The sequence below is a fragment of the Methanoculleus sp. UBA291 genome (genome assembly GCF_002499755.1).
GTDB classification, from domain to species: Archaea; Halobacteriota; Methanomicrobia; order Methanomicrobiales; family Methanoculleaceae; genus Methanoculleus; species Methanoculleus palmolei.
Map to the genome: position 1 here is coordinate 1 of NZ_DANC01000043.1, position 24,521 is coordinate 24,521.

Genomic DNA, 24,521 nt, shown 5'->3' on the forward strand with positions numbered 1-24,521 from the left:
AGTGGCGCGCCCGCTACTTCGAGAGCCTCGGTGAGGGGAAGGAGCGCCTCCAGAAGATCATGGAGGACTCGTCCCGGTGCACCAAGTGCTACGCCTGCATCGAGAGCTGCCCGATCTGCTACTGCGTCGAGTGCAGCACGAAGAAACCCTATCTGGTGGCGCCGGGCGTGCTCCCCGTGCCGTTCATGTTCCACCTGATCCGCTACGCCCACGTGGCGGACTCCTGCGTAAACTGCGGCCAGTGCGAAGAGAATTGCCCGATGGAGATCGCGAACTCGCTCTACATGCACGCCCTGCAGACGGACATGGAGAAGATGTTCGGCCACACCCCCGGTGTGAACATGGAGCTCCCGGTCCTCGCGCTCGTCGAGGAACAGGCGGAACGCCAGCGCCTCTCCGCGACCGGCAGCGACCAGATCTTCGACATCTTCAAGTAGCCGGAAGTCCGGGACGTGTAACGACCACTGAATAGACACTTGAGTTCCATAATAAACCCACGTTTGCGCCCGTGCCGGGGCGCAAACGAATCTGGCACCGCCCGGCGATGCGGAAGAGAACGCCCAAAGTTCTCTTTCGCGCCCGGACGGCCGGGAAATGCCCCCGCTCTTATTCAACGCTTCCGGCCCGGGCTTCGGCCGCACGACGGAAAGGCTGAACTACCGCAACTTCCTACGAGACTATCATGAACAGCCGGTGGTCCGGAGAGTTGCGGAGCGCCTGTTCACTCTCCGAGACGCTGACTGACTGCCGGGTATGGAGTAGAGTACGATGAAGTTTGTATGTCCGCTTATTGTTGTTCGTGACATAGCGGTTTCCAGGACTTTCTATGAAGAGGTTCTGGACCAGAAGGTCGGCTACGATTTCGACGAGAACGTATCGTTTGAGGGCGGTTTTGCGATACATTCTCGGTCGCACTTTTCGGACCTCATTGGTGTCGAGGAAGGCTCTATCGTCGAGGGGTCCCATAACGCCGAACTCTATTTCGAGGAGGACGATCTGGATGCTTTTCTTGAAAGGCTCAAAGGGATGGGCTCCGTGAGGTATGTGCACGAACTCATAGAGCAACCCTGGGGGCAGGGGGCTCTCGGTCGAAGAGACTGCACGGCGCACATCAATGCCTGAAGAGTTTGTCCGGCAGTGCGCCTGAGAAGGCCAGACATACCTGTGGTGCTTGAACGCCGGCAGAGTATAGTCTTCTTCCGTGCATGTTCTTGAGAAGATCGATCCCGTTCCCGGAATGATCCGGGTAGATGGAATGATACAAAAAGTGAAGACCATGTTTGAGAAAGTTTCCTGTATCTCTATCGGCGGCGGGCGGATCACCCTGGATGTCGCCGAAGAGGCGCCGGTGGCGGTCTTCGTCAACGGCCGACACCTGACGACCGTGATCCTGAGCCCGGTCGATCTTGAAGATTTCATCACCGGCTACCTCTACACCGAAGAGATCATCAGGAGCACCGATGAGATCGAGTCGGTCAGGATCGAGGAGAACCGGATAAGTGTCCTCACGAAGAACCCCTTCCGGAGGGGTACCGTGAAGAAGACCATCCTCTCCGGGTGCGGGGGGGCCGTCTCTTACATCGACACCCGGAAACTGCCCGCGATCAAGTCCGATCTTGCGGTCACCGTCCCGGAGATCGAGGCCGCCGTCGCCGCTCTTCCTGTGCCCGGGACGCTCGACGCGGTGGCGCTCGCGGACGGCGGCCGCATCTTCGCCTGTTCAAGAGACCTCGACCGGCACAACGCCCTCGACCGGGTGATCGGCCGGGGACTTTGTAGCGGTCTGGACTTCTCCCGGACGATTGCCGTCGGCACCGGCCCGGTCACCTCCGAGATGGTCCGGAAATGTCTGGTCGCCGACATCCCGGTGCTGGCCTCCACCGGGTTTCCGACCGCGCTTGCCGTGAAGATCGCTGGAGAGACCGGCCTCTGCATCGTCGGGTCCGCCGGAACCCCGGAGATGGCGGTCTACACGCACGCAGAGAGGCTTACGGGGATCGATGCGTAGAGCCGGGGACGTTCCCCCGGAGGACGAAAAAGGTCCGTAAAGGGTTGACTCCGCTGTGTCCCCCTGTTGTTGAGGGAACGCCCCGGCATGTCCAGTCCTGATGGTCTTCTACCACTGAGAATCCGAAGTTTGAGGAGGGTGAAGGCCGGGGCGAAGTGGGATTGAAGGGATGACTCTACCGACCCCACGACCGGAACCCTTTCATCGACCCCGGCTGATCTCGTCGACGGCCGCAACGAGGAGGTCGATCTCCTGCTCCGTCGTAAAGGCCGCGACACTCGCCCGCACCGTCCCTTCCGGGAGATGGAGGAACTCCATGAGCGGCTGGCAGCAATGATGCCCCGACCGCACCAGGATATCCGCCTCCTCGTCGAGCGTCTGTGCGGCTTCCTGCGGATCGACGCCGTCGATGGTGAACGAGACGACCCCGATACGGGCTCCGGGCTTCTTTGCGGCGTAGACCGTGACCCCGTCGATCCGGGAGAGGCCGTCGATCAACCGGGCGGTCAGGCGCTCCTCGTGCCGCCGGACCCGCTCCATCCCGATCGCCGAGAGGTAATCTATCGCGACGCCGAGTGCGATCCCCCCGCCGACGTTCGGCGTCCCGGCCTCGTAGCGCTGGTAGCCCTCCGCCGGCACATACCCGTCCGCCGTGACGTTCGCGACCATGCCCCCGCCGAGGACCGGCGGCTCGATGAGCAGATCCCGCATCCAGAGGACGCCGGTCCCCGTCGGCCCGAAGAGTTTGTGCCCCGAGAAACAGAGGAAGTCGCAGCCGAGACGGGAGACGTCCACCGGCATGTGCGGCAGGGACTGTGCTCCGTCCACGAGGAGGAGCGCACCGTAGTTCCGGCAGATCCGGGCGACCTCGGGAACGGGTGTCGTTACGCCGAGGACATTTGAAGCATGGGTGACGGCAACGAGCCGGACGCCGCCCCGGGCGAGGGTCTCTTCGAGCGCGGCGAGGTCGAGCGCGTAGTCGGCGTCGATGCCGATCACATCGAGCGCGACGCCCTGCGTTGCAAGCGCTCTCCAGGGAAGGAGGTTCGAGTGGTGCTCGAGGATGGTGGTCACCACGCGGTCGCCCGACTTCCAGGAGAGGCCACGCGCAACCATGTTGATCGCGTCCGTGGCGTTCTTCGTAAAGACCGTGACCCCGACCTCTCCGCCGATGAACCGGGCCACCTTCTCGTGGGCATGCCAGTAGCGTTGCGTCGCGATCCGGGTCAGGCGGTGGACGCCCCGTCCGACGTTGGCCCGGTAGCGGTGCTCGAACTCGACGAGCGCCTGCACCACCGGTTCCGGCGAAAAACTCGTCGCTGCGTTGTCCAGATAGACGATGTCGCCGAGGATCGGGAAATCCTTCCGGATATCCTCCGGGGCGAATTCTTTTTCTGCCGGCAGTGCCGGACCCTGGGTTTCGATTGTCTTCATACATGCCGCCTGGGCCGCTTCCTTTGTGACCGGAGCCTCACAGAGGGTGAAGTCCTCGTTCACGCCGATGCCCCGCTCCCTGCAGATCTCGCGCATCTTCGGGGGCAGCGCCCGCCACCGCCAGAGCCCCCAACGGTAGTAGGCGTCCGGCAGGCCGTTCTTCTCCGCCCAGGATATAAGGAATTCGTCCCAGCGCCCCGTCAGTTCCGGGTGCATCTTCCGGAGACCCTCATACTCGCTCTCAAGCGCCGACGGGCAGAGGTAACAGCCGATCCGTTCGAGGCCCTTCTCATAGAGAGGGTTTATGGGGGCCTCGCGCCACCAGAGGTAGAGGAAGACCTCGAGCGCCCGCCAGTTCCTGATCGGCGAGACGTTCAACTGCAGGGGGTTTGCGGGGTTCTGGCTCGTCTCGTCGAGGTCGGCCCGGTTCCAGGACTCGTACCAGCGGTTCCCCTGGATGGTGACGCAGGGGCCGGTCCCGGCAAGGTAGATCTTCAGGGGGTGGAGTTTCAGGAGTTTGCAGCACCAGCGGCGGTCCTTCCCCGGCGGCCCCGCCTTCTCGACCGCCTGGAAGAAGTCGCCGCCCTTCCGGACGATCTCGACGCCCTGCGACGCCACGAACGCCACGGTCTCGGGGAGTTCCAGCCCGGTATCGATGAAGAACGCCTTCTCCACCCCGGCCTTTCGTGCAAGGTAGAGGGCGGCGGTGCTGTCTTTGCCGCCGGAAAACGAGACGTTCACGCACGGCCGGTCGTTCATGTGCTTCTTGATGGTACGAACCGCGTTTCGCTCAAGGTTCTTTAAGTGGTAGCGGTTCTTCTCGATCACAGCGTTCCAGTCCGGGTCGGGACGGTCGCGGGGGACGATGGAGACGAGTTCTTTCACCTTGATCTGCCCGTCCTTGACGATGCCGGTGCCGAACCGGTTTTTGTAGGAGACGATGACCGTCCCGTCGGGCAGGGGATTTTTCAAGGGGAACCGCTTTCCGCCGATGCGTCCCTTATGGGCGCTCACGGCGGGTTCGGCCTCAAGGTCGACGATGCCCCTTGTTGCATACGGCAGGACCTGCGGGAGCGCTTCGGGGGCGATGTCGAGGGCGAACTTCCGGGCGACCGGGTCGAACGAGAGCCAGCCGAACCGGTCGCCGTGCACGATCACGAGGTCGGCCCGGTCGGCGCCGCCGGTCTTGTTCAGGAGCACGACGTGCGGCAGGGGAATATCGCCGAACTTTTCGGCGAGGAGGCTCCGGATGAGGGCCATGTCCGCCGCGAGAGCGGGACGGACGTCGTACGGCTGCAGGAGCGCTATCTCCCGGACGCGCGCTCCGCAGGAGCAGGTGCGCCCGATAAGGGGTACGTTACACTGGTCGCACCAGTAGAGGACTTTTTTTACGGCCGGTTCGCGGATCACGTGAAGAATAATTGGTTGCTGCAGACATTAAGGAAACCGATGATCGGAGGGCGGCCGGGGTGCTGCCGATACCAGGGCCCGGGAACGACCGGGAGGACCGGACGTCAGCACAAAGTATATTCGTTCGAATGCGAACATTAAATGGAATGGCATCGCGCTGCGTAAATAACCTCGGTGGACAGGTGCTCCTTATGGATGTAACGCCTGATCAGGTGAACGACTATGTGCGAAAGCACTGCAAAGAGTATTACGAGATGACCCCGGGCTTTATCTTCAAGGACATCCGGGTGCTCTTAAAAAAACCCATGCTCGTCGGCATCCAGAACAAGAAGAAAAGGGTTCTGCTGCCATTTACGAAGCCCTGCCCCGGATACGGAACGATGTTGTACGAGATCGCGGCAAAGGATGCCGACCTCGAGGTCATCCGCAACAACCTCGTAAAGGTCTCGGAATAAGGACGGGAACTTGACCCGGGGCATTCATTGAGCCCCGGATTACCCTGATTTCATCTTATCTCGCCGCTCCTCCAGGATGACGAACCGATCGCTATATACCCCGCCGGAAGAAACGTATAGCGATCAATTGTGGGCATCAAGGAGTGGGTAGTCCCTCAGGATAAGGTCTTTTTCGATCTCTTCGACAGAATGGCCCGGACGGTCGTCATTGCAGCCGATCATCTCGTGGAGTTCGTCGAGAACTATGAAGACGTGAAAGAGCAGTGTTCCCGCATGAAGCAGCTCGAGCACGAGGGAGACGACATCTCGCACGAGATCTTCGAGCAGTTGAACGTGACGTTCATCACACCGCTCGAACCGGAAGAGATCTCCCGTCTCGCGGCGGCACTGGACGACATCCTCGACTATATCGACGGCACCGTACAGCAGATGCACAACTACGGCATCACCGAGACCGACGACTCTATGGTCCAGCTTGCAAAGTTGATCCGGTTGAGCGTCATCGAGATCGAGAAGGCCGTCAACGGCATCAGGTCGATCAAGGACCCGGGCCTGATCGAAGATCGGTGCATCGAGGTGAACCGCCTGGAGAACGTTGCGGACGGCGTCCTCGCCCATGCCATCATGGACCTCTTCAAGACGAACGATGCGGTCACCATCATCAAACTCAAGGACATCTACGAGAACCTCGAGATAGCGACCGATAAGTGTGAAGACGTCGCAAACGTCCTCTCCGATATTGCCATCCGGCACGCCTGAGGGCCCTTCCGGTTACGCCCGCCGGCCGTACCCTTCTTTAGGTACCGGACCGAATGGTATCTGGAACTAATGGCAACACTACAGGGAATGAGCGGGGTCGATCTCCGGGCGCTGGTGGCGGAGGCGACCGAACGTCTTCCGCTCTGGGTCGGCAAGATCTACCAGTTCGACGCGAAGACCCTCGGAATCAGGCTGAACGGGGAAGACCGGGCGAAGTACCAGTTGCTCGCGGAGACGGGGCGGCGCACCCACTTCACCGCGGAGTTTCCCCCGCCCCCGAAGAACCCGCCGAGTTTTGCAATGCTGCTCCGAAAGCACCTCGAAGGCGGGAAGGTGCTCGGCATCCGCCAGCTCGGGCTCGAACGCACGATCAGCATCGATGTCGGAAAGCGGGACACGACCTACCACCTCATCTTCGAACTCTTCGATGAGGGGAACGCGGTCCTCTGCGACGAGGGGTATACAATCATCAAGCCCCTCTGGCACCACCGGTTTAAAAACCGGGAGGTGGTCCCGGGGGCCGTCTACGCCTTCGAGGGGTCCGACTGTTCGGCGCTCCCGCCCGAAGAATTCCAGAAGATGCTTGCCGGGTCCGACCGCGACATCGTCCGGACGCTTGCCGTCGGGTGCATGCTCGGCGGCGCGTATGCCGAAGAGGTCTGCCGGACGGCGGGCGTCGATAAGAGCGCTCACGCTACGGAGGTGGATGCAGAAACGGTTCGGGCGGCTCTCGACCGCCTGATGGCCGACGTCGAGAGGCGCCGGGAACCGGTGATCACGGCGTCCGGGTGCTGGCCGGTAGTGCTTGCCGGTGAGGAGGTCCGCGAGCGGTTTGCGACCTTCAGCGAGGCCCTGGATGCGTTCTACCCGAAGACGGCGGTCGAGAGAGAAGAAGTTGCGGCCGAGAAACCCCGCCTCTCCCAGGAGGAGGTGATCCGCCGGCGCCAGGCGGAGGCGATCAAGGGGTTCGAGAAGAAGATCGAGCGCTACGAACGGGTCGTGGCGGCGCTCTACGAGAACTATATGCCCGTTACCGAGATCATAACGACGCTCGATACCGTAAGCAAAAACCGCTCGTGGCAGGAGATCGAGCAGGTCCTCAAATCCCACCGTGAGAGCCCGGCGGCAAAGACGGTTCGTGCTGTCCACCCCGCCGAGGCGGCGGTGGAACTCGATCTATCGGGAGAGCGGGTGAAGGTTTATGTTCACGAGACGATCGAGCAGAACATCGGCCGTTATTACGACCAGATAAAGAAGTTCAAGAAGAAGAAGACGGGTGCGCTCGCGGCCATGGAACGAACGGTCCCCGAAAAACCCGGGCGGAAGCAGAACCTTGCCCTCCAGAAGAAGCGGTGGTACCACCGGTTCCGCTGGTTCGCCACCACCGACGGCGTCCTTGTCCTCGGCGGCCGGGACGCCTCTCAGAACGAGGAACTCGTCAAGAAATACATGGAGGGCGGGGACCTCTTCGTCCATGCCGATGTCCACGGCGGAAGCGTCGTCATCGTGAAAGGCCGGACCGAAAACCTGGACGAGGCCGCTCAGTTCGCCGCATCCTATTCCAACGCCTGGAAGGCCGGGCATTTCACGGCGGACGTCTACGCCGCCCGCCCCGATCAGGTGAGCAAGACCGCCGAGTCCGGAGAGTATGTGGCGAGAGGCGCCTTCATTGTCCGGGGAGAGCGGCAGTACTTCCGGAACGTCCCCCTCGGGGTGGCGATCGGACTCCAGACGGCGCCTGCGGTCGCGGTCATCGGCGGTCCGCCGGGGGCCGTCAGGGGACGGGCGAAGGTGTGGGTGGAACTCCGTCCCGGGCAGTTCGAGCCGAACGACACCGCAAAGAAGGTTGTCCGGACGCTCAGGGAGAGACTCCCGGAAGACGAGTGGAAAGGATTCAAGACCGCCCTGAATACCGAAGCGGTGGCCGCATTCGTTCCGCCGGGGGGCTCCGATATCGTTGAATCATGAAGGCTGAAGTTCGCGAGATACATAAGTCGTTCGGTGAGATACGCCTCTTTGCAGAGACGCTCGACGACCTCTGGCACCTCTCTCACCTGGTCGGTCCGGGGGACCTCGTCTTTGCGACGACCTTCCGGAGCGTGGAGGCGGCAACCGATAAACTCCGCCCGGAGAAGGCGGAGAAGCGGCCGGTCCGGCTCGGAATCCGGGTCGAGAAGGTGGAATTTCACCAGCACACGAACCGCCTCCGCATCGGCGGCGTCATCGAGAGCGGGGTGGACGTCTCCTCGCACCACACCCTCAACGTTGAGGCGGGGTCCGAGATCTCGGTCGTCAAATACTGGCGACCCGTCGACTGCGAGCGGATACGGCGGGCCGTCAGGGCCTCAGCGTACGACGTGGTCCACGTCGTGAGTGTCGAGGAGGGGGAGGCACAGGTCTACCGCCTGCGCCAGTTCGGCCCGGAGTGGGTGACCACCGTCGCGGCCGGGAGCAGCAAGGGCGCGGACACCGGCACCCGTCAGGCGCTCTTCGAGAAGACGCTCGACGTGCTCGCCGCGGTGACCGGGCCCCTGGTCGTCGCGGGCCCGGGGTTCGTGAAGGACGAGTTTGCGGAGTACGTGAGGGCCAGTGCGCCCGGTCTTGCGGAACGGATGCTCGTCATCGAGACACGGCGCATCGGGCGGGGCGCCGTGCAGGAAATCATCGGGCAGGGGGTCCTTGACCGGCTGATCGGCGACCTCCACCTTGCACGGGAGGTCAGGCTGATGGACGAGGTCCTGCTCCGGATCGCCACAACCGGCGCCGTCGCCTACGGCATCGACGAGGTCCGCAAGGCGGCCGCCTACGGTGCGGCAGAGACGGTGCTGGTCTCCGACACCCTGCTCCGCGACAGAGAGGCTACGGACGTCATCAGGGAGGCCGAGCGCGTCAACGCAACGGTCGTGGTGATGAGCACCGAATTCGAGCCGGGAGAGCGGCTCGCGGCCCTCGGTGGCGCTGCGGCGCTCCTGCGGTACAAGATCGCGTGATAACGGGTGTGGCCGGGTACGCGGCCCCCCTGTACGCCCCGGGGAATCCGGTGCATGAAGAACAATCACGAAATAACCCCGATCCGCCGGACCGGCGGTTTCGCAGGTTCCGGAGGTACTTACCTTTATAACCGGAGAACACCCTATAATGTTAGGAATTTCGCCAGTCCGGGGAGTGACCGGAGGCCTGCTCTTCGCCGGGCTGCCGTCCTGTGGCGACCCCCTTTCGGGAATGGCGCAACACTGGTGTCACGATGAGCGAGAATGCAGTAGCAGCAGAGGGTGAAAAAGCGCGGCCGCGGACACGTGCCGAGAAACAGGTCGAGCACAGAAGTCGGATAAAGCGGACGCTGGTAGCCTGTTTCATGGGTATCCTGACCGGAGGCCTCTCGTTCTACCTCTCTGGCACCCCCGACCCGGTGACCGGGCTCCAGCCACATGCCGTCATCGGCCTGCTGTTCCTCGCGGCGGGCGTCGTCTTCCAGAAGCACGTCTTCATGCTCATCCGGGTCGACTACATGGAACTGACCGGCAAGGACTGGTTCTACCAGAGTTTCATGACGTTTGCCCTCTGGTTCATGACCTGGACGCTCCTCTTAACCACCACTGTCCTGTGATTTCTCATGCGCATTGCTGTAGTACACCGTGATCGGTGTCACCCCGTTAAGTGCGGCACCGAGTGCATCATCTACTGTCCGCGTGTCCGGACCGGCGACGAGACCGTCGTCATCGGCGAGGACCAGAAAGCCGTCATATCCGAGGAACTCTGTGTCGGGTGCGGCATCTGCGTAAAGAAGTGCCCGTTCGAGGCCCTTGCTATTGTCAACCTCCCCGAACAACTCGACCAGCCGATCCACCGCTACGGTCAGAACGGCTTTGTCCTTTACGGTCTTCCGATCCCCGTCGAAGGGAAGGTCACCGGTATCCTCGGGCCGAACGGTATCGGCAAGAGCACGTCGGTGAAGATCCTCTCGGGCACGCTCGTCCCGAACCTCGGACGGACCGATGCGCCGGTCTCCTGGAAGGATGTCCTCGACCTCTACCAGGGGACCGAACTCTTCGACTACCTCCAGCTTCTCTCGCAGAAGGACGTGAAGGTCGCCGTAAAACCGCAGTACATCGACCAGATCCCGAAGGTCTTCTCCGGGTCGGTGCGTGACCTCCTCGCGACGACCGACGAGCGCGGGAAACTCGACTATTACATCGACCGGCTCTCGCTCAGGGCGGTCCTCGACCGACCGATCACGACCCTCTCCGGCGGCGAACTGCAACGGGTGGCGATCGTCGCCTGCCTTGCGCGCGACGCCGATTTCTACTTCCTCGATGAGATCACGCCATATCTCGACGTTTACCAGCGGATGGCTGCAGCAACTCTGATCCGCGAACTCGCCCAGGACCGGCCGGTCGTGATCGTGGAGCACGACCTCGCCATCCTCGACATGCTCGCCGATACCGTGCATATCGCCTACGGAGAGCCGGCAGTCTTCGGTGTCATCACCCATCCGAAAGGCGTCCGGGTGGGGATCAACCAGTACCTGGAAGGGTTCCTTCCGGAAGAGAACGTCCGGTTCAGGGCCTATCCAGTGACGTTCGATACCCGGGCCCACGCCACGGAGACGAACCGGGAAGTGCTGCTCACATTCCCGAAGATGACGAAGCGTTTTACAGAGTTCTCGCTCACCGTCGACGGCGGGGAGATCCGGAGCGGCGAAGTCCTCGGGGTCCTCGGAGCGAACGGTATCGGGAAGAGCACGTTCGCCCAGCTCCTCGCCGGGGTGCTCGAGCCCGACACCGGGTCGATGGACACCCGGGTGCGAATCTCCTATAAGCCGCAGTACCTCAAAGGCGACACGGAGGCGACCGTCGAGGAACTCCTCCGGCAGACGACGACCCGGTTCGACACCTCATACTACCAGCACGAGATCCTGGAGCCGCTCTCCCTTGCGCAGTTCCTGCAGGCGCCGGTGAACACGCTCTCCGGCGGTGAACTCCAGCGCGTTGCAATCGCGATCTGCCTCTCGCGCGACGCCGACCTCTACATCCTGGACGAGCCGAGCGCTCACCTCGACGTGGAGCAGCGGGTGAAGATCTCCCGGATGATCCGCAAGCACGCCGAAGGGCGGGACGCGAGCACGCTCGTGATCGACCACGACATCTACGTGATCGACATGATCAGCGACCGGATCCTGGTCTTCGAGGGAGAGCCGGGTCTGCACGGCAAGGCCGTCGGACCGTTCGATATGGCGCCGGGCATGAACCGGTTCTTGAAAGCGCTCGGGATCACCTTCCGGCGGGACAAGAGCGGGAGACCGCGGATCAACAAACCGGGATCGTTCCTGGACCGGGAACAGGTCGCGGCCGGGGATTACTACTACGCGGAGATCTCAAAGTCGTGAGGGCGGCACCGGGAGATCTTCTCTTTTTCCGGTGAGGCAGACGGCGCCAGAGGGAGTTTGGGAGCAACAGACTGCGGGCAGGTCTGGATGGACGGACCGTTGGAGAGCAGTTTCGCCCGTCCTCTTCCGACGTAATCGGTAAAGGAGGAAAGAGCCCCATACCGTGGTATATTCACTGGGATAGCCGGACCCCAATCCCGTGCCTTCAATCTCCGCTCGCCACCCGGGACCCTGCCGCCCCGAGCCATTCCATAAGAGACGCCCACGCCCCCTCAAGCATCCCGGCAGGCTCTCCTGAGGGCGGCGGGGCCCCAGTGGAGGTCTCGACCGTGCCCTCATGGGCCTCCGGCGTCTGCGTCGGAACGGCGGAGAGAGCGAGCACGTCGGCCTCCGTCATCGGCGGGACGTAACCCACATTTCCGGAAACGACAAACCAGCACCGTCCGTCGGCGTCGATAAAGAGTTTTTTGACGAAGTTCGAGCGGAGGCCGTCCCCCGACGTGATATGCATGGCAACGCCCGATGAGTTCCACCCGTAGATCCCCTTATCCGACGCTATGAGCAGCAGCCCCCCGGGCGTTGCCGCGAGGTCGTGGATACTGACCGGGAACGCGCTCAGGTCCTCGACGTCGAGGACCGGGGTAACCTCTCCGGCGGGGGTGTAGTGAAAGACCGTCGTGCGGTTGAAGAGGTATACGCCCCCGAACGGGTCGGTCCGGACCCCGGAGATCCCCCGCATCCGCTCGCCCTCATGGACGACCTGCTCGAACCGGGCATCGCCGGTCCCTTTCCTGACCACCTGGATGCCGTCGCGTTCGGACCCGATGACGAGCACGTCGCTTGCGGCGTCGACCACCATGCTCGTGACCGTATAGCACGCGAGACCCTCGGCTCCAAGTGGCTGGTACCATGTCCAGACACCGTCGTGGTAACGGTGGAGGCCCGCCTGCCCGGTGGCAACCCACATCTCGTCCCCCCACCGCGCCATACAATTGATGTTGCGGTTCTTGAGGAACTGCTGGTCATCAATGGTCCGATACTCCTCCCCGTCTCCGATCTGAAGCCCGTTCGGATACCCTATCCAGAGATGGCCCTCGTGGTCGAGAGCGACCGCGGTCACCATCGTGCCGAGGGGCGCCAGCATGCCGTAGGGCGTCTCTCCCGGGTGCCGCGCATTGACCGAATACCAGGTTCCGTTTGCCGTATACACGGAGATGCCGGCATCCGTCGCAAAGATAACGTCTCCATACCTGCCGTTGGTCGCATCCGTCACCCCGGCGGACGCGATGCCCGAGTCGTAGTCGGGGGCCTCGATGTAAAGAGCCGAGGAAACGGCGACGGGGAGAGAAGCAAGGACAATAAAGAGTATCACAATTCGACGCATGTCCCATCCGCCCTCTTGATGATGAGGCGCCCCTTCCCCTCCGGCCAGAAGTACACGGATCGCCCGACCTTCCCGCCGGTCTCCTCATGTCCTATCCTGATGCCCTGTTCACGGAGCAGGTCCTTCACTGCAGCGGCGTTCCGCTCGCCGATATTCAGAGAATTCGCCGAATACTCAAACATGCTTGCACCACCGACGACGATTGCGGTAACTGAAAACTTCGTGCTCCCGAGCCTCTCCATCTCCTCAAGTACGGCAGAGACGGCGGTATCCGCGAACTTGCCGGGACGGTCGGTGCTTCCGTGGCTTTCAGGAAGCATGATGTGGGCAAGCCCCCCGAGGGACCGTCGCGGGTCGTGCAGGATGAGCGCGATGCAGGAACCAAGCCCGATTGTCCCCATCGGGCATGTCCCGACCCGGAATTCACCCAGACCCAGGATTACGGCCTTCGCTTCGCCGAAAAAATTGTTCTCCATGGTATCCCGGAGCGGATTACGGGATAGGTTTCATCAGGCGTTCCAGCATGAGAGACACCTGCTGCATGAGTTCGGTGTTCGGGAGCAGGTAGATGCACCCGTAGACGGGCGGCGCCTCGCTCACCAGTTCGGTATTAAAGATCAGGACGTCGTTCACGTCGCCCGCCATCTGCGCGACGATGGACTCAAAGGCCGCATGCGCCATATCGATGGCCAGCGCCGGGGGCGACGGCAGCATGACGATGCCCAGAAGTTCCGCGGTCGCATCGAGAAACGCCGAGATCATGATATTCCCGATCTCGATTGCGGCGCTCTGGTCCATCTCATTGATCTCGCGCCCGGTATCGTTGGTGCCGAGCATCTGGTTCGTCAACTGGATGACCGTCTCCCGGGGCATGCTGACGACGATATACCCGCCGTCCGCAACCTCCCCCTGGATCTGGAAGACGACCATCGCCGATATCTCGTTGCCGATGATGCTGTGCATCCGGGCGATGTCGACGACCTGTACTTCCGGCACCTTCATCTCAATCGGGCTCATCAGCATCTGGGATAAGGATGTCGCGGCGTGCGCTGCACCGATGTTTCCAAACTCCGAGAGCGCGTCTAACTGAATCGAATTCAACTCCATAATAGGCGTCTCCTAAATCATTGTGTTTACGTCGAGGACCGGCACGACATCACCGTCTCCGGGAATGGTGATCCCGCTGATGCCGCGGCAGGTGCCCGCAATACTGGAGAGCGGTTTAACCACCACCTCCTGCTGACCGTCAACGGTATCAACGGCAATACAGCACTTCCTGCCGTTATTTTGCAATACAACCAGGGTATCGCTCTTCTGTGCCTGACCAAACATATCCTCCAGGCGGTACATGGGGAGGGTCTGGTCCCGGAGCAGGACCGCCTCGCTGTTCCCGATCCGGTGGACCGCCTCCGGCCGCGCCTGCGCCACCTCGACGACGTTGCTGATCGGGATGGCACACCGCATGCCGTTGATGTGCACCATCATGACGTCGATGATCGCCATCGTCGGAGGCAGCACCAGCTCGAACCTCGTTCCCCGTCCAATCTGGGATTCAACCTTGATCGTCCCTTTGAGCGATTCAATCGTCTTCTTAACCACGTCCAGCCCGACACCCCGGCCGCTGATGTCGGTGATCGTCTCGGCCGTGCTGAACCCGGGTTCGAAGAGCAGATTGACGAGTTCGTCTTTCGTTGCCGCCGTCGCCGCCTCGGGCGTCACTATGCCTTTTTCAACAGCCTTCTTTCGGATCTTCTCAGGATCGATGCCGGCGCCGTCGTCCTCGATGTCGATGATGACGTTGTCCTTATCCCTCCGCGCCGCCAGACGAAGCAGTCCTTTTCGCGGTTTCCCGGAGGCTTCACGGACATCCGGGGTCTCGATGCCGTGGTTCACGCCGTTCCGGATAAGGTGCAGGAGCGGGTCGGAGAGACCGTCCATCATGCTCCGGTCCAGTTCGGTCTCGCCGCCCTCGATGAGGAACTCGACCTCCTTTCCGTCGTAGTTTGCGACGTCCCGGACGACACGGGGGAGGCGGCTGAAGATGCGCTCGAGCGGCATCATCCGGATCCCCATCATGAGGTTCTGGAGATCGGAGACCGAACGGCCGACCATGCTCAGGGCTTCATCGAACTCCTTGATGCCGTGCTTCTTCGCGATCAACTCCAGCCGTCCGCGGTTGATCACCAGGTCCTCAACCAGGTTCATCATCCGGTCGAGCCGGTGGATGTCGACACGGATGTTCTTGATCTCCCGGCTCTTCTCGCTCTTCGCCGCCCGCTGCACCTGCGGTTCCACATGTGGTTTCGCATCCGGCCCGGGCGCTCCGGCGGTCTCCCCGGTTTTCGCCGGAGGAACGGATGCCACCGCCGGCGGCGATGAGCGGGAAAGGGAGAGGAGAGAGATCTCGGGGCCGGAGGCGACGGTTCTGAGCGCATCCTCTCCCGCCTCGCTCTCGATGAGAACCTCGAACGATCCGTCGAACTTCCCGTCCTCGATGAGGTCACGCGAGGGCGTCGTCGAGAGGATCGTCCCGACATCCTCCAGGTTTTGCAGGAGCAGCATGGCCCGGACGTCCTTCATGCTGCTCCCCGGGTCGATAGTCACCGCCAGCGTGTAGGCCGGACGGTTGTCGGCCGCTCCTGCCGGCCCGGTAGAGACCGGCTCCTGCAGGGGTTCCTGTCCATCCCTGGACACTTCTTCGGTAAATGCCCGGAGTTCCTGCACCAGGCTTTGCGATTGTTCGTCCGACGGGATACCCCCCGCTTCGACGGTATCCAGCATTCCCTCAATGGCGTCGGTGCAGGTGAGCAGCAGGTCGGTGAGATTTGAGGTCACTTCCTGCTGGCCGCTCCTGATGAGCGAGAAGACGTCTTCCATCGAGTGGCAGAGGTGCTCCATTGCATCAAAGCCCATCGATGCAGACATCCCCTTGAGGGTATGTGCAGACCGGAAAATCTCGTCGATCGCAGTCTGCTGGTCTTCCCCGCTCTCCAGGGCAAGGAGATTGTTCACGATGTTTTCGTGGTTCTCCCGTGACTCTTCAACAAACAGTTTCCGGTATCCTTCTTCATCAAACATGATCGACCTCGAGCCGACTGACGGTTCTCGTTATTTCGCGCGCAAGGTTCCCAAGCGGGACCACCCGGTCGACACACTCCCGGGAAAGGGCGGACCGCGCCATCCCGTATACGAGACAGTCCTCTTCGGCGCAGACCATCGTGGTGCCGCCGGCGTTCTTCACGGCAAGGGTCCCCTCGCCGCCGTCGCTTCCCATCCCCGAAAGGATCACGGATATGGTGCGCGGACCAAACACGTGCGACGCAGTGGTGAAGGTCACATCGACGGCCGGCCGGACTGCATGGAGCGGTGGGGCGGTCGAGTGGACGACCCGTCCGTGGTTTCTCCCAGAGCCCGAAATGACCTTCGAGACTACGGTGTGGTAACCTGCCTTTGAGATCAGGATTACTCCCGTCCGCAGGGTGTCCCCGTTCCCGGTCTCTTTCACCGGCAGGGACGAGATCCGGTTCAGGCGCTCGGCGAGCGATGCGGTGAACCCTTCGGGCATATGCTGGGTGACGACGACCGCTGCAGGCAGGTCCGGCGGGAGGGCGGCGAGGAGGACGTCGAGCATCGGGGGGCCTCCCGCCGAGGAGCCGACCAGCACCACCGTATCAGCCTCTTTCTTCTCTGCTGAGACGGGTTTTACGACCGTGGGGAGCAAAACAAGGTTCCGGATCTTCTGGACAAGTTCTCTCTCGATGCCCCGGACGTTTGCGATATCCCGCGGTTTGAGCATGAAATCGTCCGCACCAAGCCGGAGCGCCCGATAGGTCATGTCGGCCTGCCGGGACGTCAGCGTACTTAAGACGATCACCTTCGGCTTCGGGTTCGTCCCCCGAAGCGCCTCGAGCGTCTCAAGGCCGTTCATCCGGGGCATCTCAATGTCGAGGGTGATGACGTCGGGCTGCAGTTTCGCTACCTTGTCGAGGGCGTCGATGCCGTTGACCGCCGTCCCGACGATCTCGATATCCGGGCTGCCTTTGAGCAGATCACGGAGAATTGTCCGAATAAAGAGCGAGTCGTCGACGATCAGAACCCGTATCATGGTTACGCACTGAGAACGTTCTGGACCTCTTCGAGGACTTTTGGAGCCTGAAACGGCTTGACGATGTAGCCTCTCGCCCCGCTCTTAACGGCGAGTTTGACCATCTGCTCCTGTCCGACTGCCGTGCACATAATGACCCTGGCTGCGGGGTCGGCGGCCTTGATGGCCTTGAGCGCCTCGATCCCGTTAACCTTCGGCATGACAACGTCCATCGTGACGAGGTCGGGTTTCAATTCCTGGTATTTAGCAAGGGCCTCTGCCCCATCCGCCGCCTCACCGACGATGTCGTGACCGCCTGAGAAGAGGATGTTCTTCAGCAGCGTTCTCATAAACATTGTATCATCGACGATCAGGATTTTCCCCATCGAACATCACTCACTGTTTATTTGGAAAATGCATTATATATGTTTTCTTATTTTGAAAAAATAAGGTTATTTATTCATTGGGGATTTAACAGTATCTGAAATGAATCTGACGCCTTTGGCAGTCAACTGTATCTCCTTTCGGATGTAGAGTACTTCGGCAAGCCCTATGCTGAGGAGGTGTTCATAGATGGCGTCCAGGTCTTTGTGCGAGAGTTTGAGCATGTTCTCGATGGCGCTCGAATCCATCCCGCTGTAGACCAGCATGGCCACCTGCCCGGTCAGGGGGTCGAGCTCCTCGTTGACCTCGGAGTCACGCGTTGCCTCTTTAAGGAAGTTGTAGAGGACCTGGAGCGTCGTCATCGGGCAGAGGACGAAACTCGTCACGACCTCGTTCTCGATGAGGTGATCGATCTTGACGACGTTGAGGTCCTTCTCCTGGATCTCCCGGGACGTGAGTTCAATGCCGGTCACCTCGTCGAGGGGGATGCAGACCTGGGTCTCCTGGCTGACAAACCAGATGCCGGTCTTCATGACGGCGATTGCTCCTTTCTCCCACCGGGCGTCCTGGATGAGCACTCCCCCGCGAATTGCCGGCGACATGAAGAACGCATTCAGCCGGTAAGCGCTCGCCTGCGTGATGACGAACTTCTTTAAGACGGAGAGGACCTTCTCCACCGACGCGATACGGTAGACCGACGCGCCGTCCACACCGGCAGTGACCATCACCTGGTTCTTCTTCTCTTCGAGATCGACCACGGACTTATAGAGGACCTCAACGTTCAGAGGGGCATCGATGCGAAAACGGTCCTCTCCGATGCCCATCATCGTCGGGACCCACTTCCCTTCCTGCTCGATTTTTACCGGAACAGACTTCATCATTGTCAACACACCTTCTCTCCTCGTCGGGGGATCATCGTGCCTTCATCGCCACGAGGACATCCTCAAGCTCCGCGGCAAGGTCTTCCGCGTGGTATTTCTCCCCTTTCAGTTCGCGGACCAGACTGATATCCTCAACAAACTTCTTTTTCTTGACGTCGGACTTCAGCGCAGCGATCAGGTCGTCGTCGACCATACCGCCCGACGCAAAGGAGACCATATCGAAATCTTCCTTCGGCTCCTCTTCCTCCGGAACGACCTCCTCTACCGGGACGGGCTCTGCTGCTTCAGGTTCTTCCTCCTCATCCCCGGTCTCGATCTCACCCGGGTCGAGGTCGTCGAGCGTGGAGAGTTCCTCGCTCAATGCGCCGAGGTCCGGCATGCCGTCGTCCCCGGGCAGTTCCGGACCGCCGGCGGTTATGGACGGAAGGGCCATAGCAGGGTCGGCGGGGAGTTCGATCCCGGACGTAAGGTCAAGGTCGTCAAGGTCGCTCTCGTGCGTCTTGAGGATCGCCGCCACCGCGTCTGCATCTTCCCCGGAGAGGAGAGAGATCTGGTCGGACTCATACGCCGTCCCGGGGCCGGACGCCTCGCCGTCAAGGTCAAGGTCCTCCAGGGAATCGAGGTCCAGGGCCGCGAGCGAGGCAAGAGGATCGACCCCGTCCTTGCCGCCGGCCTTCGGCGGGACCGGGGCTATGGACAGATCGGGGACCGCACCGTCAACGGTCTGATCGAGCACGGCATCGATCTTCTCAAGATGTTTCTTCTTTGCAGCCTCGGGAGTACGGGCGTGTGCGATCGTCTCCCGGATTGCGGCTGCGAGGGTCCCGAACATGCCGGGCAGGTTGATCTCGGCGGATGCGAGACTCCGAATTCGGGACGGCTTCTCTGCCGTCGAAGCCGGTTTTTGTGTATCCGTTGCTTTTGGGCTGTTCCTTTGTCTCCCCTCGCTCCCGGAACGCAGTCTTGAGGGTTTTAAGTCTTCAAGGTCAAGCGCCCCGGTAACGAGGAGGGCCAGAAATCCTGCAACCACGGTGCCCGCAATGATGACCTCAACCGGGGCATCGGCAATGATGATCAGAGAACCTGTACCGACGGTTATCAGGAAGAGCAGTGGACGACGTATGTTCTCTCTCAACGCTTATACCTCCGTAAATGTCGGAATGGTAAAGAATATGGCAACAACGATCGGTGCGACGATGTAAATGATCCCGGTGACCACACAGAGCAGGCTTGCGAAGAAGTAGTAGAGGTAGCGGTCGCCGCCCATGACAATCCTTCCTGCAAACATGTTTGCAACGGTCAGCATTAAGAGGATCGTCACCACATAGGTCCGCATCGTGTCTTCGGGGAAATTTACGAAGATGTTTAGGGAAGTCATCGCAGAACCGCCGAGCGAGGAACTTCCCGTAAGTGCGGCGGAGGTCTCGGAGAATTGTTCCATCACACCGGTTACCGCGCGGGACATGGTGAGGAGGATTTCGAAGAGGAAAACAAAGATCCCGATCATCGCCCCGTGCATCGGGATGAGCAGGACGACGAACCCTTTCACCATCATGTCGCGCTTGCTCCGGAGCAGCACCTGCTCAAGCATCGACGACCCGACGATCTTTCCGATCTTGTCGGGAGACCCCCCGAGGGCCACCGCGTCGCGGAAGATGTTCATGTACTTGTAGATCAGGTAACTGCCGGTCTCACCGATGAACTTCTTCCAGCTCTTGGCTTCATCGAGCCCGAGGTTCAACTTCGACGAGACCGAGTTGATGAACGGTTCCAGGTGGGGAAGCGATTTTCTATCCACCTCCTGGAGCGCATCGCCGGTGGTGATGCCTTTGCCACCCATCACCGACCCGAGGCCCCGGATGAACGTGGCGAAGTCGGTGTCGCGGTTGACGACATTGGCGTCGTCGATGTAGCCGATGATCCCGAGCGGCATCAGGAGCAGGCCGGCAAGCAGGAAGATGATACCGGCGTTGGTGCCGAGAAGGACGAGCGCGAGCACAATTGCCACGACAATCGGGACGATCAGACGTTCCAGCCTCCGAATGATGCCCTGCTCCTTCGAGCAGATCTCCATAAGCCCGTGCGTCCGGGGGTCGTCGGGGACGGCCCGGTACATGATCCCGATGCCGAAGACCGAGATCGCGAGGGTGATCAGGTAGGAGACATTCAGCGTCGGCTCGATCCCGTCGGGCGCGTAGATGGCCACCGATATCATGAGGATGATGGCGATGATCGAGGCGGAGAGGAGCATCGCGATGTAGGCGTCGCTCCACTTCCTCAGGAGTTCGATCCCCTGCTCGAATGTGTTCCGGTAGATGCTCCGGATACTCGAGAGTTCCGTCCCGATGAAATCGTCGTCGGGGACGCCCGAGTCGATGGAGTTTGCATAGCGGTTGAGCATGCTCTGAAGGGTCTTGTTCCTGCACCGCTCGGCAACCGCACGGAGCCCCTCGGCATAACTGTAGCCCCACCCGCCGACCAGGCGCTGCACCTTTGCTATGTAGCGCGACGGGACGTACTCGAACCTTTTCGCGGTATGCTGGAAGATCTCGGGCCGGGTCACGGCGGACGTAGTGATCGCGGCCATGTAGGTGTACATGAGGAGCAGGTCCTGCCCCATCTTCTTGTTCTCAAGGATATAGGACCGGAGGCCGGAGAAAAACTCCGCCTGCTCCTCAAACGGCATCTTGCCCTGATTTGCGTCCCGGATCCGGTCGGTCACACCCTCAAACAACGCTTTTACACCTCGATATCGAGCAGGCCCTGCTTCTTGATCTTCGTGGTCATGTGGAAGAGGTCCCAGAACTGGGTATACCCGGCTTTATGAAGCCGTTCAAGGATATTCGCCCGCTTTTCGACTTCATTGTAGATATCAGCCCGCCGGTTCTCCGGAATGCCGAGCATCGTTGCAATCTTGTTCTCAAGGAGGTAACTGCTCCCTTTCCCACTGAAGGTGAAGGTGTCGGTCGCCGGGTCCCAGACAAACGCCGCCATGAAGGAGAAGCCCTCGGTCTCGGGGTCGTAGCCCACGAGTTCGTTGATGCTGAGCATCCGCCGGACGGTCCCGCCATGAGGGAGTTTCACGGCGCTCTGGATGATGACCAGGTTCAGGTTGTCGACGTAGGTCTTCGGGATGTTGATCGGGTCACCGCAGAGACGCTGGATCAGTTTCTCAACGGAGGCAGCGTGGAAGGTGCTCATCACGGGGTGGCCGGTCTGCATTGCGGAGAACGCGACGGACCCTTCTACACCACGGATCTCACCGACCAGGATCTGGTTCGGACGCTGGCGAAGGGCGGATTTAAGAAGATCGAACATCGTGACCTCGGCTCCTTCACCCTCCCCCTTCCCTTTGGCCTTCGCGACTTCACGGGTCCAGTTCCTGTGGGGGACCGTCAACTCCGGGGTATCCTCGATGGTGACGATCTTGTTCTCCGGCGGAAGGAACGTCGTGAGGGCGTTTAAGGTCGTCGTCTTGCCGCTCGCGGTCTCGCCGGAGACGAACATCGACATGCCGTACTCGAGGCAGATCCAGAGGTAGCCGGCCATCATGTAGTTGCATGCTCCGCTCTCGATGACCTGCAGGATGCTCAGGGGGACCTCGTTCACCTTACGGATGGTGAAGTTGCTCCCGTGCTTGCTGATCTCGGTCCCGTAGACGATGTTGATACGTGAGCCGTCGGGGAGGGTTGCATCTACGATCGGGCTCCGGTAGGTCAGCGGCCGCTTGATCCGTTCGGCGAGTTTGACGACGAAGGCATCGAGTTCCTTTGAGTCCCGGAACCCGACGACCGATTTTAAACCCTTGAAGATCTTGTGTTCGATAAAGATCGGCCCGACGCCGTCGCAGGTGATATCCTCGATGTATGAATCGGAGAGAAACGGTTTGAGGGTCCCCATCTCGATCTTATCGCGGATCAGCAAATACTCAAGCGCCTTGTATTCCTGCTGCGAGAGGACGATACGCCCGTCGGCGAGTACGGGGCGGCAGGGTGTCTGCGGCGACTTTGGTACCGCACCGATATCGGAGGTGAGGAAGAGTTTGACCCGGCTTGTGATGTCTTTCGGTGTCGCACCGGCGAGCAGGGACGGATCGATCACCTCGCCGGGGCTCTGGACGTAGACGATCTGCCGGATGAAGTTTTTAAGCACCTCGATACGTGCCTTCTCGGTCACCGGCTCCTCGTCGAGGGCGTCGATCATGTCGATCAACCGGTCCTCGATCAGCGGGAGAACCTCTTTTACGGAGTGGAGGAACGAGGGCTCGATAGGGATGTACCAGTTCCGGACATCGTCCGGGTCCGGGAAGATATGGACGAACGTCGTCTCGTTCACCGGGTAGATGATGTTCGGGTTCTCCATCGATTTTAAGTCCCGCTTCAGCTCCGAGAGGAAGAGCGGAATCCCGACGGTGTTGACCGGCAGGATGTGGAGGTACTCGAGGAGGTGGGGGCTCGCTTTGACGTAGTCCCGGGCGTTTGCCGGGAGCATCCGGTAGAGGGCGCAGGACTCCACGTTGTTGTAGCAGTCGTTCCCTTCGTCGATGAACTCGGGTTCGAAGGGGAGGGTCACTGTTGCTTCCAGCGCCGAACTCATCCTTCACACCTTCGCGACCGTGACCGGGATGACCTTGATGCCGTACCCGGGGTGAACTTCGAAACTGATAATGTTCCCCGTGGTCTTTCGTGCGCCGCGGACCTTGACGACCTCGAGCATCATCACGTACTTGCCACCGACGAGCGCCTTCTTCATGAAGAGGTGGGCATCGCAGATCGAACGGATGCGGACAAGAGAGTCCTCGACGAAGGCGTAGGTGTGCAGGGTGATCAGGATGGTCTTGCCGTGGTCGACGAGGTTCTTGCAGTTCGTGAAGAACGTGAGGACCGTGTCCTGCTTTGCGTACTCGGTGAAGAGCGTGAGCGAGTCGATGACGATCACCTGCGCTTTGCTCTGCTCCATGTAGTGGATCATCCGCTCGAGCGTTCCCTGCATCTTCTCTTTCGTCCACTCGAACCCGACGACGTGCATGGGAAAGACCCGGAGGTAGCCCCAGGCGAAGTAATCGGAGATGTCGAGGCTCATCGACTCCATCTGGGAGAGGAAACTTTTGCTCGTGTTCTCGGTCGAAAAGAGGTCGACGTTGAACCCCTGCTTTAAAGCCCCCCAGATGATCTGCTGGGTGAGTACGCTCTTTCCGGTGTCGTTCTCTCCTTCGATGAGCGTGAGCGATGTAAGCGGGAGGCCGTCGGCGATCTTCTTGTCGAGTTCGGAATTTCCGGTCGAGAGGATCGTTTTGTCGGGCATCTCGAGGATGCTGCTGTTTGCGTCATCACTTATGGCCATATTTCATGCTCCCGGGGTTATGTATGCTGAACTGGAGACGCCGTTCGGGGTGACGACCTGAACCCATGTAGGGTTGGCGTCCTCCGTGTATGCGATGGAGAGGTTGAGGGTCTCGCCGGGATCGAACGTTCCGGGGTGGACAGCGTCCGGGACGATCTCCACCGTGTTCCTGTTGCCGTAGGGGACGTAGACCGGGACTCCCTCGCTCATGAGGTAGACGTCGACGGAGGAGAGGTCGATGATCGGTTCGCTACCCGTGTTCTTCACCTCAACGTAGAGGGTTTTGTCTGCGGGCGTCGTGTTCAGGATCGTCGTGTTCAGGATCGTGATCGCCGTCCGCATCCGGGCCTCCTGGTGGGTGGCGAGGTTGCTCTGGGCCTCGACGACCACCTCCGTGGTGGCGAGGGTGCCGCCGACCAGGACGTAAGCCGTGACGATCAGGAGGAGGATGCCGATCCCGGATGCGATGAGAGGTCCCGCACTCATGGCTAGTCACTCGCGGTGAAGGTGGTTGACCGTGAGAGTCCTGTGGGGAGGACGAACTGGAAGTAGACAACCCCCTCTTTATCGGGGATCTTCTCAGTCTTTGCACTTATGTGGAGGGTCTCGCCGGGGTCCCAGTGGTTGTTCGGGGTCACCTCCAGGATCGCGTAGGTCCACTCATTCCAATCCGGCTCGCTCGACGTCGTTGGAGTAAGCCTGACAAAGTCCCCCCGACCGCCAAGGAAGACGTCGACCAGTTGAATTTCACTACTGACGATCCGGTTGGTGCCGACATTCTTTATCCAGATCTCGGCAGTCTCATTCTTGGCGCTGGCATACGTCGTGACGATCCGCACATCCGTGCTCAACCGCTCGTCCACGGTGTGAGATGACGACGCGATCGTGCCCGAGATCGTATAGACTACGGGGATAATTGCATTGATGAGGACGCCGGCCGATATGACGGCCGCGATGAGAAACATCGCTGTGCCAATTGCTTCACTCGACATC

22 protein-coding genes and 1 pseudogene are annotated in these 24,521 nt (G+C 60.8%); 9 read left to right on the plus strand and 14 right to left on the minus strand.

The genetic code is table 11. The features are described from left to right. The 3 genes and pseudogenes from BP737_RS10430 to BP737_RS10440 form a co-directional block, all read left to right on the plus strand. Positions 1–437, plus strand: a pseudogene (locus tag BP737_RS10430) (4Fe-4S dicluster domain-containing protein); the annotation flags it as partial. Between the two features lie 331 nt (positions 438–768). Then, positions 769–1,122 (plus strand): VOC family protein, encoded by a 354-nt coding sequence (locus tag BP737_RS10435; RefSeq protein WP_292410374.1) that lies wholly within the window; start codon positions 769–771, stop codon positions 1,120–1,122. A gap of 154 nt (positions 1,123–1,276) precedes the next feature. Then, positions 1,277–2,008 (plus strand): formate dehydrogenase accessory sulfurtransferase FdhD, encoded by a 732-nt coding sequence (locus BP737_RS10440; protein ID WP_292410376.1) that lies wholly within the window; start codon positions 1,277–1,279, stop codon positions 2,006–2,008. A gap of 201 nt (positions 2,009–2,209) precedes the next feature. Here BP737_RS10440 and BP737_RS10445 read toward each other — a convergent pair whose 3' ends face one another. After that, complete coding sequence (locus BP737_RS10445) at positions 2,210–4,852, minus strand: aminotransferase class V-fold PLP-dependent enzyme (RefSeq protein WP_292410378.1); 2,643 nt, start codon at positions 4,850–4,852, stop codon at positions 2,210–2,212. A 146-nt stretch (positions 4,853–4,998) separates the two neighbouring features. On the opposite strand from BP737_RS10445, the gene BP737_RS10450 reads away from it, so the two are divergent. The 6 genes from BP737_RS10450 to BP737_RS10475 all read left to right on the plus strand — a co-directional run bounded on the left by BP737_RS10450 (position 4,999) and on the right by BP737_RS10475 (position 11,452). Continuing rightward, the gene (locus BP737_RS10450; protein WP_292410380.1) at positions 4,999–5,307 is read left to right on the plus strand and encodes a DUF1894 domain-containing protein; all 309 of its coding nucleotides are present in this window, start codon (positions 4,999–5,001) and stop codon (positions 5,305–5,307) included. Between the two features lie 129 nt (positions 5,308–5,436). Further along, a complete protein-coding gene (locus BP737_RS10455) occupies positions 5,437–6,066 on the plus strand; it encodes a DUF47 domain-containing protein (RefSeq protein ID WP_292410382.1) in 630 nt (209 codons plus the stop codon). A gap of 87 nt (positions 6,067–6,153) precedes the next feature. After that, entirely contained in the window at positions 6,154–8,034 is a 1,881-nt protein-coding gene (rqcH, locus tag BP737_RS10460) for a ribosome rescue protein RqcH (RefSeq protein ID WP_394339363.1), read from the plus strand. Continuing rightward, positions 8,031–9,056: an mRNA surveillance protein pelota gene (locus BP737_RS10465; RefSeq protein WP_292410387.1), complete on the plus strand. Its 1,026-nt coding sequence runs from the start codon at positions 8,031–8,033 to the stop codon at positions 9,054–9,056. Before rqcH ends, BP737_RS10465 begins: the two co-directional genes overlap by 4 nt. A gap of 254 nt (positions 9,057–9,310) precedes the next feature. Next, on the plus strand, positions 9,311–9,673 hold the full coding sequence (locus BP737_RS10470; protein ID WP_292410389.1) for a hypothetical protein: 363 nt from the start codon (positions 9,311–9,313) through the stop codon (positions 9,671–9,673). A 6-nt stretch (positions 9,674–9,679) separates the two neighbouring features. Beyond that, the gene (locus BP737_RS10475; RefSeq protein WP_342686174.1) at positions 9,680–11,452 is read left to right on the plus strand and encodes a ribosome biogenesis/translation initiation ATPase RLI; all 1,773 of its coding nucleotides are present in this window, start codon (positions 9,680–9,682) and stop codon (positions 11,450–11,452) included. Positions 11,453–11,657: 205 nt separating this feature from the next. On the opposite strand, the gene BP737_RS10480 is transcribed toward BP737_RS10475, so the two are convergent. From BP737_RS10480 to BP737_RS10540, 13 genes are all read right to left on the minus strand, one after another. Then, positions 11,658–12,836: a hypothetical protein gene (locus BP737_RS10480; RefSeq protein ID WP_342686175.1), complete on the minus strand. Its 1,179-nt coding sequence runs from the start codon at positions 12,834–12,836 to the stop codon at positions 11,658–11,660. After that, positions 12,821–13,312: a chemotaxis protein CheD gene (locus BP737_RS10485; RefSeq protein ID WP_292408016.1), complete on the minus strand. Its 492-nt coding sequence runs from the start codon at positions 13,310–13,312 to the stop codon at positions 12,821–12,823. The genes BP737_RS10480 and BP737_RS10485 overlap by 16 nt, the downstream gene beginning before the upstream one ends. Before the next feature lie 16 nt (positions 13,313–13,328). After that, the gene (locus tag BP737_RS10490; RefSeq protein ID WP_292408013.1) at positions 13,329–13,943 is read right to left on the minus strand and encodes a chemotaxis protein CheC; all 615 of its coding nucleotides are present in this window, start codon (positions 13,941–13,943) and stop codon (positions 13,329–13,331) included. Between the two features lie 12 nt (positions 13,944–13,955). Beyond that, a complete protein-coding gene (locus BP737_RS10495; RefSeq protein WP_292408010.1) occupies positions 13,956–15,914 on the minus strand; it encodes a chemotaxis protein CheA in 1,959 nt (652 codons plus the stop codon). After that, positions 15,907–16,941: a chemotaxis-specific protein-glutamate methyltransferase CheB gene (gene cheB, locus BP737_RS10500; protein ID WP_292408007.1), complete on the minus strand. Its 1,035-nt coding sequence runs from the start codon at positions 16,939–16,941 to the stop codon at positions 15,907–15,909. The genes BP737_RS10495 and cheB overlap by 8 nt, the downstream gene beginning before the upstream one ends. Positions 16,942–16,943: 2 nt before the next feature. Next, positions 16,944–17,306 (minus strand): response regulator, encoded by a 363-nt coding sequence (locus BP737_RS10505; protein ID WP_292408004.1) that lies wholly within the window; start codon positions 17,304–17,306, stop codon positions 16,944–16,946. A gap of 66 nt (positions 17,307–17,372) precedes the next feature. Then, positions 17,373–18,182 carry a CheF family chemotaxis protein gene (locus tag BP737_RS10510; protein WP_292408044.1) on the minus strand — a complete coding sequence of 270 codons (810 nt, stop codon included), beginning with the start codon at positions 18,180–18,182 and terminating at the stop codon, positions 17,373–17,375. A gap of 34 nt (positions 18,183–18,216) precedes the next feature. Next, complete coding sequence (locus BP737_RS10515; protein WP_292408000.1) at positions 18,217–19,320, minus strand: hypothetical protein; 1,104 nt, start codon at positions 19,318–19,320, stop codon at positions 18,217–18,219. A gap of 3 nt (positions 19,321–19,323) precedes the next feature. Further along, a complete protein-coding gene (gene flaJ / locus BP737_RS10520; protein ID WP_292407997.1) occupies positions 19,324–20,919 on the minus strand; it encodes an archaellar assembly protein FlaJ in 1,596 nt (531 codons plus the stop codon). Positions 20,920–20,924: 5 nt separating this feature from the next. Further along, the gene (locus BP737_RS10525) at positions 20,925–22,781 is read right to left on the minus strand and encodes a type II/IV secretion system ATPase subunit (protein ID WP_292407995.1); all 1,857 of its coding nucleotides are present in this window, start codon (positions 22,779–22,781) and stop codon (positions 20,925–20,927) included. A gap of 3 nt (positions 22,782–22,784) precedes the next feature. Next, a complete protein-coding gene (locus BP737_RS10530) occupies positions 22,785–23,528 on the minus strand; it encodes an ATPase domain-containing protein (protein ID WP_292407992.1) in 744 nt (247 codons plus the stop codon). A gap of 3 nt (positions 23,529–23,531) precedes the next feature. Next, the gene (locus tag BP737_RS10535) at positions 23,532–24,014 is read right to left on the minus strand and encodes a flagellar protein FlaF (protein ID WP_292407989.1); all 483 of its coding nucleotides are present in this window, start codon (positions 24,012–24,014) and stop codon (positions 23,532–23,534) included. Between the two features lie 2 nt (positions 24,015–24,016). After that, positions 24,017–24,520, minus strand: a complete 504-nt coding sequence (locus BP737_RS10540; protein ID WP_292407986.1) for a flagellin — start codon at positions 24,518–24,520, stop codon at positions 24,017–24,019. Between the last annotated feature and the right edge of the window lies 1 nt (position 24,521).